Source organism: Brevundimonas sp. (assembly GCF_032107865.1).
Classification (GTDB): domain Bacteria; phylum Pseudomonadota; class Alphaproteobacteria; order Caulobacterales; family Caulobacteraceae; genus Brevundimonas.
Genome location: NZ_DAMCNG010000135.1, coordinates 1 through 7,531, shown reverse-complemented (window position 1 = coordinate 7,531; position 7,531 = coordinate 1). Strand labels below are relative to the sequence as shown.

General features: G+C 68.1%; 10 protein-coding genes. 8 read left to right on the top strand and 2 right to left on the bottom strand.

Annotated features, from left to right (window positions below):
- Nucleotides 1–161 precede the first annotated feature (161 nt).
- Genes ispG through RT567_RS11370 form a run of 3 tightly spaced genes read left to right on the top strand, consistent with a single transcriptional unit; the run spans nt 162 to nt 2,194 of the window.
- Nucleotides 162–1,295 (top strand): flavodoxin-dependent (E)-4-hydroxy-3-methylbut-2-enyl-diphosphate synthase, encoded by a 1,134-nt coding sequence (gene ispG / locus RT567_RS11380; protein ID WP_313576472.1) that lies wholly within the window; start codon nt 162–164, stop codon nt 1,293–1,295.
- Between the two features lie 25 nt (nt 1,296–1,320).
- A complete protein-coding gene (locus RT567_RS11375) occupies nt 1,321–1,584 on the top strand; it encodes a DUF333 domain-containing protein (protein ID WP_313576471.1) in 264 nt (87 codons plus the stop codon).
- A 13-nt stretch (nt 1,585–1,597) separates the two neighbouring features.
- Nucleotides 1,598–2,194: a glutathione S-transferase N-terminal domain-containing protein gene (locus RT567_RS11370; protein ID WP_313576470.1), complete on the top strand. Its 597-nt coding sequence runs from the start codon at nt 1,598–1,600 to the stop codon at nt 2,192–2,194.
- Between the two features lie 3 nt (nt 2,195–2,197).
- Here the strand turns inward: RT567_RS11370 and RT567_RS11365 are convergent, their stop codons facing one another.
- Both RT567_RS11365 and RT567_RS11360 read right to left on the bottom strand, forming a co-directional pair.
- On the bottom strand, nt 2,198–2,977 hold the full coding sequence (locus RT567_RS11365; protein ID WP_313576469.1) for a sulfite exporter TauE/SafE family protein: 780 nt from the start codon (nt 2,975–2,977) through the stop codon (nt 2,198–2,200).
- A gap of 88 nt (nt 2,978–3,065) precedes the next feature.
- Nucleotides 3,066–3,674 carry a response regulator gene (locus RT567_RS11360; protein WP_313576468.1) on the bottom strand — a complete coding sequence of 203 codons (609 nt, stop codon included), beginning with the start codon at nt 3,672–3,674 and terminating at the stop codon, nt 3,066–3,068.
- Between the two features lie 187 nt (nt 3,675–3,861).
- On the opposite strand from RT567_RS11360, the gene prfA reads away from it, so the two are divergent.
- From prfA to RT567_RS11335, 5 genes are all read left to right on the top strand, one after another.
- A complete protein-coding gene (prfA, locus tag RT567_RS11355; protein ID WP_313576467.1) occupies nt 3,862–4,929 on the top strand; it encodes a peptide chain release factor 1 in 1,068 nt (355 codons plus the stop codon).
- 72 nt (nt 4,930–5,001) lie between these two features.
- Entirely contained in the window at nt 5,002–6,216 is a 1,215-nt protein-coding gene (locus tag RT567_RS11350; RefSeq protein ID WP_313576466.1) for a DNA recombination protein RmuC, read from the top strand.
- 85 nt (nt 6,217–6,301) lie between these two features.
- On the top strand, nt 6,302–6,739 hold the full coding sequence (locus tag RT567_RS11345) for a hypothetical protein (protein WP_313576465.1): 438 nt from the start codon (nt 6,302–6,304) through the stop codon (nt 6,737–6,739).
- 10 nt (nt 6,740–6,749) lie between these two features.
- Nucleotides 6,750–7,193, top strand: a complete 444-nt coding sequence (locus RT567_RS11340; RefSeq protein ID WP_313576464.1) for a hypothetical protein — start codon at nt 6,750–6,752, stop codon at nt 7,191–7,193.
- Complete coding sequence (locus tag RT567_RS11335; protein ID WP_003164157.1) at nt 7,190–7,387, top strand: helix-turn-helix transcriptional regulator; 198 nt, start codon at nt 7,190–7,192, stop codon at nt 7,385–7,387. The genes RT567_RS11340 and RT567_RS11335 overlap by 4 nt, the downstream gene beginning before the upstream one ends.
- Nucleotides 7,388–7,531: the final 144 nt, after the last annotated feature.

The window sequence follows — 7,531 nt, the reverse complement described above, 5'->3', positions numbered from 1 at the left end:
GGCCGCTGCTGCGGCGACGCCTGTGGTCACGGCCCCTGCCGCCGTTCAGGCGCCGTCCGCCGCCCCGCCCGCAGCCGACTGATCTTTTTGGCGAGCGAAGGCGCGATCTTTCGCCGCCTGTCGTGGTTTTGCCGCTCTTCCTGTCCTATGTTCCCGGCGTCATGAGCGACCATTCCGAACTCGGCCATATCCGCCCCTGGCGCCACATCGAGCGCCGCAAGAGCCGCCAGATCATGGTCGGCTCCGTCCCGGTCGGCGGCGACGCCCCGATCAGCGTCCAGTCGATGACCAATACGCCGACGACCGACGCGGCAGCGACCCTGACCCAGATCCGCCAGTTGGAGGAGGCCGGGGCCGACATCGTCCGCGTCTCCTGCCCGGATGTGGAATCGACGGCGGCCTTCAAGACCATCGCGCGCGAAGCCCGCGTGCCGCTCGTGGCCGATATCCACTTCCACTACAAACGCGGCATCGAGGCGGCCCAGGCGGGCGCCGCCTGCCTGCGCATCAACCCCGGCAACATCGGCTCGATTGATCGGGTCAAGGAAGTCGTCGAGGCCGCGCGCGACCACGGCTGCTCCATGCGCATCGGCGTCAACGCCGGCTCGCTGGAAAAGGAGCTGCTGGAGAAATACGGCGAACCTTGCCCCGATGCGATGGTCGAAAGCGCGCTGAACCATGCCCGCATCCTTCAGGATCTGGATTTCCACGAGTTCAAGATTTCGGTGAAGGCGTCGGACCCCTTCCTGACGGTGGCCGCCTATCAGCAACTGGCCGACGCCATCGACTGCCCGCTGCACCTGGGCGTGACCGAGGCGGGGCCGCTGCGCACCGGCACCATCAAGTCGGCCATCGGCATGGGCAATATGCTGTGGTCGGGCATCGGCGACACCATCCGCGTCTCGCTGGCCGCCGATCCGGTCGAGGAGATCAAGGTCGGCTTCGACATCCTGAAATCGCTGGGCCTGCGTCACCGGGGGGTGAACATCATCGCCTGCCCGTCCTGCGCCCGGCAGGGCTTCAACGTCATCGAGACGGTGGCGATCCTGGAAGAGAAGCTGGCCCACGTCTCGACGGCCATGTCGCTGTCGATCATCGGCTGCGTCGTCAACGGGCCGGGCGAGGCCCTCTATACCGACATCGGATTCACCGGCGGCGGCAAGGGGGCGGGCATGGTCTATCTGAACGGCAAGATCGCTCACAAACAGGCCAACGACGGCATGATCGACGAGATTGTCGCCCAGGTCGAAGCCAAGGCCGCTGAACTGGACGCCGCCCGCAAGGCGGCTGAATAGTCGGGCGAAACGAGGGGGAGAGACGATGCTGAAACACGCGATCCTGGCGGCGGCGCTGTTGGCGGGCGCCGCCTGTGCGCCGGCGCCTGAGGCCGAGCCGTCGCCTCGGGCCGTCGGCATGGCCAATCCCGCTTCGGTCAACTGTCAGCGCGAGGGCGGCAAGTCGGAAATCCGGCGCGACGCCCAGGGCGGCGAATACGGCGTCTGCGTCTTCGAAGACGGCCGTCAGTGCGAGGAATGGGCCCTGTTCCGCGACAAGCGCTGCGTGGCGCCCAAGGCGGCCGAGTGAAGACGACTGAACAATGAAACTCTACATCACCACCCCGTCGCCTTTCGCGCGCAAGGTTCGCATCGTCGCCCGTGAAAAGGGCCTGGCCGACCGGATCGAGGAGATCGCCGTCGATCCCTACGGCAATGCGCCTGAACTGCTGTCGAGCAATCCTGTGGTGCAGGTTCCGACCCTGATCGCCGAGGACGGCCTGCCGCTGACCGACAGCCCGGTCATCGCCGAATATCTGGACGCGCTCGGCGCCGGGCCGCGTCTGCTGCCGACCGAGGGGCCGGAGCGCCTGCGGGTCAAGCGGCTGGAGACCCTGGCCAACGCCGCTCTGGAGATGGGCGTCAAACTGGTGCTGGAGAAGCGCCGGCCGGAACAGGAACGCTCGCCGTCGTGGACCGAACGCTGGACCGTCAACATGGGCCGCGCCCTCGATGCCCTGGAGGCCTCCGCGCCGGACGCCGAGGCGCTGGACATGGGCGTGCTGACGGCGGGGATCGCCGTCACCTGGATCAGCTTCCGCCACCCGGACTACGACTGGAAGACGGGCCGCCCGAACCTGGTCGCCCTGCAGACGGCGCTGGAGCAACGCCCCAGTTTCGTCGACACCTTCCCGCGCTAGGCGTCAGCCGATCAGTCCCGCCAACTGGGCGCCCTGGAAGGCGGCCAGGATCAGCAGCAGGAAGCCGACCGCATAGGTCAGAACCTTGCGCGGAATCTTCTTGACGATCAGTCCGGCGAAGGGCGCGGCGATCAGGCCGCCGACCACCAGGCCGCCGACGGCCGCCGCGTGGTTCTTCAGCGCGCCGGCCTCTTCCCAGTGGCCGCTGACCAGAGCCCAGACGAAGGTCGCCGAGACCGCCACGGTCAGGAAGAACTCGGCCGTGTTCACCGTGCCGATGGCCTTGCGCGGCTCATGCCCGGCGCCGACCATGGTCGAGGAGACGGTCGGCCCCCAGCCGCCGCCGCCCACGGCGTCCAGAAAGCCGCCGACCAGTCCCAGCGGCGCCGTGACCCAGGCGGGCAGGTGGCGCGGACGGATGTCATGGCCGGCGCGCCACAGGATCCATACGCCGACCAGCGCCAGATAGCCGACGACGAACGGCTTGATGGTCGAGGCCTCCAGTCCGGTCAGCACATAGGCGCCCAGCACCCCGCCGATCACGCCCGCCACCGCCAGCGGCGCCAGCAGCCGCCACTCGACATTCTTGTGCCAGGCGTGGCTTCCGGCCGAGGCGGCGGTGGTGAAAACCTCGGCGGCATGGACGCTGGCCGAGGCTGTGGCCGGGGGCACGCCCAGCGCCAGCAATACGGAGGAGGAGATGACGCCGTAGGCCATGCCCAGGGCGCCGTCGACCGCCTGGGCCAGGACACCGACCAGCAGGAACAGGAAGAAGGTGTCCATTCAGCGCCTCGGGCGGGTGGGGTTGAGGACCATCAGGCGCAGGTCGCGACCTGCCTGGCAATGGCCGTCGTATCGGACGTCAGGCGGACTATAGCCGGGCGATGGCGTCCAGCACGTCGCGGCCGGTGTAGGGCTTGATCACCATGGCGGCGGCCAGTTCGGCGTTGTGCGCCGCCGCCGTCACGTCGCCGGACAGGAAGATGACCGGCACGCCCCAGCGCGATTTCAAATTGCGCGCCAGGTCCACGCCCGTCGCCTCGCCCGAGAGATTGATGTCCAGCAGGGCCAGGTCGATGGGATGCAGGGCGGTCGCCGCCTCGGCCGCCTCGGCGCTGTGAAAGGGGCCGACCACGCGGTGTCCGGCGGCGTCCAGGGCTTCGGTCAGATGGGCGGCGGCGTCGGCGTCGTCCTCGACCAGAAGCACGGTCTTGGGCTCGACCTCGAGCGGGATCGGAGGGGCTTCCGGCGGCGCCTGTCGCACCAGGACGGCGCGGACGTAGGGCCAGAGTTCGGCCGCCGGACGCTCGGCGTCCAGGTCGAAAATCTTGGCCAGAGCCTTCAATTCCTTCTCGGCGTCCGGGCTCACAGGCGCGCCGCCCGGCGTCAGCAGGCCGTCGTAGAGCGTGCACAGGCGCGCGACATCGGCGCCCGACGCAAAGCCCGGCGAGACCCCTTCCGGGGGCTTTTCATGGGTCATGCCCTGTCTCCAATTTTGTTTCAGCCCCGTGGAGCTAGGGTGTTTGCAGGTGCGAAGAAACCGGGCTGACGGGCTTGTGACGGCTGTTCACAATTGCTCCATGAGCGCGTGTAGAGGCGTTTTTATCGACAGGGCGGCGCGTCGCGGGTAAGGCTCCGCGCTCGATTTTCTCAGCAAGGACACGCCGTTGCGACTGCCTCAGGCCCGGCTCGATCAGGTGCTCGACCGCTTCCATCAGGTGGAGGCGCGCATGGGCGCGGCCACCGACGGCGCCGAGATCGTGCGCCTGTCGAAAGAGCACGCCGAGCTGAAGCCGGTGGCCGATGCGGTCCAGGCTCTGGCCCGCACCCGCACAGAGGTTGAAGACCTCAAGGCCATGGCCGCCGACCCGGAAATGGCCGCCCTGGCCGCTGACGAACTGGACGGCCTGACCGAGCGCCTGCCGGGTCTGGAGCGCGAGGTCGCCCTGCTGCTGGCCCCGCGCGACGCCGATGAAAACGCCTCGGCCGTGCTGGAAGTGCGCGCAGGCACCGGCGGGGACGAAGCCGCCCTGTTCGCGGGCGACCTGTTCCGCATGTATTCGCGCTACGCCTCCACGCGCGGCTGGCGGGTCGAGATCGACAGCGCCGCCGAGGGCGACGCGGGAGGCTTCAAGGAGATCATCGCCACCGTCAGCGGCGAAGGCGTCTTCGGTCGCCTGAAGTTCGAGAGCGGCGTTCACCGCGTCCAGCGCGTGCCGACGACCGAGGCGGGCGGCCGCATTCACACCTCGGCGGCGACCGTCGCCGTCCTGCCCGAGGTCGAGGACGTCGAGATCGAGATTCTCGACAAGGACATCCGCATCGACACCTATCGCTCGTCGGGCGCGGGCGGCCAGCACGTCAACAAGACCGACTCGGCGGTGCGCATCACCCACCTGCCGACGGGCATCGTCGCCACTTCCTCGGAAAAGTCGCAGCACGTGAACCGCGACAAGGCGATGAAGAACCTGCGCGTGCGTCTCTATGACATGCAGCGCCAGGCCAAGGACGCCGCCCGCTCGGACGCACGCAAGTCGCAGGTCGGTTCGGGCGATCGCTCCGAGCGCATCCGCACCTACAACTTCCCGCAGGGGCGGGTGACGGATCACCGCATCGGCCTGACCCTGCACAGCCTGCCGCAGATTCTCGAGGGCGATCTCGATCCCATGCTCAACGCCCTGATCGCCGAGGATCAGGCCGCCCGCCTGGCCGATCTGGAAGCCGAACTGGGCTGAGGTGGCGCAGGCGCGTCCGCGTCTGACGCGGCCCGCCTTTAATCATGCTCCGACTCCCGCTAGGAACGGAGCATGAACATGCTGGAACTCATCCTGTTGGCCTTTGTGGCGATCGCCGCGGGCGGCTTTCTGTGGGCCTATATGGGTTGGCAGAAGACGCGCGGCGCGCTGGACGCCGCCGACGCGCGGCTGGCCCTGATGGAAGAAAGCCGGGACTCCATGGCCGAGTTTCTCAAGGCCCAGGCGTCCCAGTCGGCCGAGGCGGTGGCGACCAAGCTGGTCGCCCGCGCCACCGAGACTTTCCAGGCCCAGGACCGCGTCGCGCGCGAGCGGATGGAGGCCCAGCTTAAGCCCGTGTCCGACACCCTGGCCAAGTTCCAGGAGCATGTGACGGCTCTGGAGAAGGCGCGCGCCGACGAGACCGGCGGGCTGAAGGAGCAGCTCGGCCTGCTGATGGCCGCCTCGACCGCCACCCGCGACGAGGCGCGTCGCCTGACCGAGGCGCTGAAGGGCAACACGGGCCGTCGCGGCCGGTGGGGCGAGCAGACCTGCCGCAATGTGCTGGAGGCCGCGGGCATGGCCGGCCGCTTCGACTTCGAGGAACAGAACTCCTCGGCCACGGACGAGGGCCGTCAGCAGCGTCCGGACTTCATCGTCAAACTGCCGGGCGGCGGCATGTTCGTCATTGACGCCAAGGTGTCGCTGGCCTTCGCCGACGAGGCGGACGGCGACGAGGAAGCCCAGGCCCGCGCCATGTCGCTGCGCACCGCCGCCAGCATGAAGACCCATGTGCGCCAGCTGTCGTCCAAGGCCTATCAGGACCAGTTCAAGCCCAGCCCTGACTTCGTCGCCATGTTCGTGCCCGGCGACGCTTTCCTGGCCGCAGCGCTTGACCACGAGCCGGACCTGATGACCACGGCCATGGCCTCGCGCGTGGTCATCGTGACGCCCACCACCCTGTTCGCCCTGTGCAAGGCGGTCGCCTACGGCTGGCGCGCCGAAGAGCAGGCCAAGAACGCCGAGGACGTCGCCAGGCTGGGCAAGGAACTCTACAAGCGCCTGTCGGTCATGGGCGGCCACGCCGCCTCGGTCGGCAAGGCGCTGGACGCGGCGGTGTCCCGCTACAACCAGTTCGTCGGATCACTGGAGAGCCAGGTCATGGTCTCGGCACGCCGCTTCGAGGACCTGCAGGTCAATCACGAGGGCAAGGACCTGCCCGAACTGAACGCGGTCGAGCAGTCGCCCCGCGCCCTCAGCCGCCCGGAGCTGCTGAACGCGCCGGAGTGACGCTGACGTGTGACAAACACGCTTGACCTGGTGAAGACGGGCTGTAAAACTTGCTTGTCAAATCAGTTCACATGCGGCGGGGCCCATGAAATCGACGAAACCTCTCGGCCTGAAAGGCGTCGCGATCCTGTTCGGCCTGGTCTTGCTGATCGGCTTCTTCGGCGGCCTGGGCAGCGGCTTCCTGGCCGATCGCCCCGGTTCTGGCGCGTTCTGGACGACCGTCGCCTTCACGACGGTGATGATGGCCGCTGTCCTGGGCGTGTCCTTCTGGTGGTGGAGCCGCCTCGACGAGGCTGCGCGCGAGGCTCACAAATGGGCTTGGTACTGGGGCGGCAGCAGCGGAATGCTGATCGGCCTGGTTTTCATGCTGGTGCTGACCACGCGCCCGGCGGACATCGCTCTTCCCGCCAGCCTTGGCGAGACCCCGGCCGAACTTGTCGGCGCAGGCATGGTCATCACCCTGGGCTTCCAACTCATCGGCTACGGCCTGGCCTGGGCCTGGTGGTGGGTGGGCCGTCGTTGAGGAGAATGCCGTGAGCGATAGCGCTTTCCTGGGCGACAGGCCCTTGGCTCGAACCGCTGTGTTGTTCCTGTTGAAGATGGCGGCGGGCGTCGTCTGGCTTGCCGGCGCCGCCTGGGGGGGCGCCTATCTGTCCAAGGGCGGCGACGAGCTTGTTCTGAAGGCCCTCGCCGCCGCAGCCGTGGTTCTGCCGGTCTTCATCTGGATTGCTGTTCTGCGCCGCCAGGCTGCCATCGATGAGCTGGAAGAGCGTCTGGCCCTGATGACGCAGGCCCAGGGCGGCTGGTGGGCCCTGGCCTACGGCTCGACCCTGTTCGTCATCTCGAGCCTGATGGGGGATGGCGTCAGTCCTGTCATGTTGGCGACCTTGCCCGCGGGCGGTTTCCTGTTCGGCGAGGCGATGGCCCAGGTGGCGCGTTTCAACCTGTCGCGTCCCGGCAAGGAGAGGCGCGCATGAAAAACCGCCTCAAGGTGCTGCGCGCCGAGCGCGACTGGAGCCAGGCGCACCTGGCCGACGAACTGGGCGTGTCGCGTCAGACCGTGAACGCGCTCGAGACCGGCCGTTACGACCCCTCCCTGCCGCTGGCGTTCAAGATCGCCCGGCTGTTCCAGATGCCGATCGAGTCCATCTTCATCGACGAAGAAGGCTGACGGCGTTTTCTTTTCTTTGCGACCCTAGGAGCCTGACCATGATCCGCCGACTCTGGAGCCGCGCCGCCGCCTCCGTTTCCGCCGCCGCCCTGACGGTGGTCCTGCTGGCGCCGACCACGCCCGCCTTGGCCCAGGCCGCTCCCG

Bases quoted from the DNA above. Each gene is read 5' to 3' on its own strand.
- RT567_RS11365 (WP_313576469.1), bottom strand. From the start codon at position 2,977: ATGGACACCTTCTTCCTGTTCCTGCTGGTCGGTGTCCTGGCCCAGGCG.
- RT567_RS11335 (WP_003164157.1), top strand. From the start codon at position 7,190: ATGAAAAACCGCCTCAAGGTGCTGCGCGCCGAGCGCGACTGGAGCCAG.
- RT567_RS11370 (WP_313576470.1), top strand. From the start codon at position 1,598: ATGAAACTCTACATCACCACCCCGTCGCCTTTCGCGCGCAAGGTTCGC.
- RT567_RS11350 (WP_313576466.1), top strand. From the start codon at position 5,002: ATGAACATGCTGGAACTCATCCTGTTGGCCTTTGTGGCGATCGCCGCG.
- RT567_RS11375 (WP_313576471.1), top strand. From the start codon at position 1,321: ATGCTGAAACACGCGATCCTGGCGGCGGCGCTGTTGGCGGGCGCCGCC.
- RT567_RS11360 (WP_313576468.1), bottom strand. From the start codon at position 3,674: ATGACCCATGAAAAGCCCCCGGAAGGGGTCTCGCCGGGCTTTGCGTCG.
- ispG (WP_313576472.1), top strand. From the start codon at position 162: ATGAGCGACCATTCCGAACTCGGCCATATCCGCCCCTGGCGCCACATC.
- RT567_RS11345 (WP_313576465.1), top strand. From the start codon at position 6,302: ATGAAATCGACGAAACCTCTCGGCCTGAAAGGCGTCGCGATCCTGTTC.